Origin of the sequence: Citrobacter sp. Igbk 17 (assembly GCF_028069775.1) — a bacterium.
Lineage (GTDB): Bacteria > Pseudomonadota > Gammaproteobacteria > Enterobacterales > Enterobacteriaceae > Citrobacter.
In genome coordinates, this window is sequence record NZ_JANEWI010000079.1 from 1 (window position 1) to 1,139 (window position 1,139).

Here is a 1,139-nt window from a genome sequence, read left to right on the forward strand (position 1 = left end):
CGTGCCGTTGGGAATGTTAGGAATCAAGGACCAGAGTTAATAGACGCTATCCGTTGATACAGCGTGAGAAAATGCCTGTTTTGAGCGAGAGGCAGAAGTTCGTAACCATAACCACATCGTGTGTATCACTAACGATTCATTGTATATCATCATCCATGAGCAGATCCAAGTCACATAGTTCGTGGCTTTTCACCTGATGAGCACTGTCATTAAGGTAAATTGAACCAGTAAACTACTGGCCTACATTATGGGAGACCAATGCCTGACACCTGTCTGATACTTGCCGAGATAGTGCAAGGGAAAAATCACGAGTGATGTCATCCGGTACTCCCTTCATTGGGATATTTAAACCGCTCAGGATTTCTTTTTCCAGTTTATCGCATTCGCTATATGCTCCTTTACTGGCGGTATCAAGAATCACACCCTGCATCTTATCGATCAATTCATCATTTAATTCGGCTGCTTCCTGCGCACTTGGCCCATTATCAATACGTAACAGTGCATTTATGGCATTCTGCCGTTCAATTTGTTCCGCAGTGATGAAATTACTTTCGTTACTTCCGTATGCAGCGCCAGCTGTGAAAATCAGAGTAAGGAATACTGCGTTAATCACTTTCATGTTATTTCTCAGTTTTGTCGATAGTATATAGTGCTCTATTACTGTGTCGATTGTAAATCCTGAGCACATCGACTTTACCGTAAAATTTCAGCGATTCACATCACTGGGCAGTCATCAAACTCCGCGTTCCTGGCATCATTAATAATGTACGTGATCACCCCGAATATAGCGGGTGCAGAACTGTAACCGTCATCATCTACTGGCAGCGCCTCCCTTCTCCCGTTCTCCAGATTAACCAGGTGGGGCTGAGGATGAGTCCGATATCGCTTGATCCTGAACTCTCCGTCTATCGCGCATATCAGCAGCGAGCCATCGCATGGCGATAAGGATTAATCGATAATCAGAAGCGCACCGTTCAGTATCCCTTCACGATAATACGAAGCCGCAGGTGATGGGATTCCCATGTCGGCACCCTCTCTTGAATACCGGATAGAAATACAGCACAAAAACTGCATATACATCCAGCAATGAGCAGATAAGCCGTACTGTTCAGGAAATGTTTGAAGAGGCTGAGTTCTGG

The 1,139-nt window shown here is 44.9% G+C and carries 1 protein-coding gene and 1 pseudogene; both read right to left on the bottom strand.

The window, feature by feature from the left end:
• Positions 1 to 232: 232 nt before the first annotated feature.
• The gene (locus NNO08_RS22820) at positions 233 to 619 is read right to left on the bottom strand and encodes a hypothetical protein (RefSeq protein ID WP_271440820.1); all 387 of its coding nucleotides are present in this window, start codon (positions 617 to 619) and stop codon (positions 233 to 235) included.
• A gap of 95 nt (positions 620 to 714) precedes the next feature.
• A pseudogene (locus tag NNO08_RS22825) lies at positions 715 to 1,023 on the bottom strand (HumD family translesion DNA polymerase).
• Between the last annotated feature and the right edge of the window lie 116 nt (positions 1,024 to 1,139).

Bases quoted from the DNA above. Each gene is read 5' to 3' on its own strand.
- NNO08_RS22820 (WP_271440820.1), bottom strand. From the start codon at position 619: ATGAAAGTGATTAACGCAGTATTCCTTACTCTGATTTTCACAGCTGGC.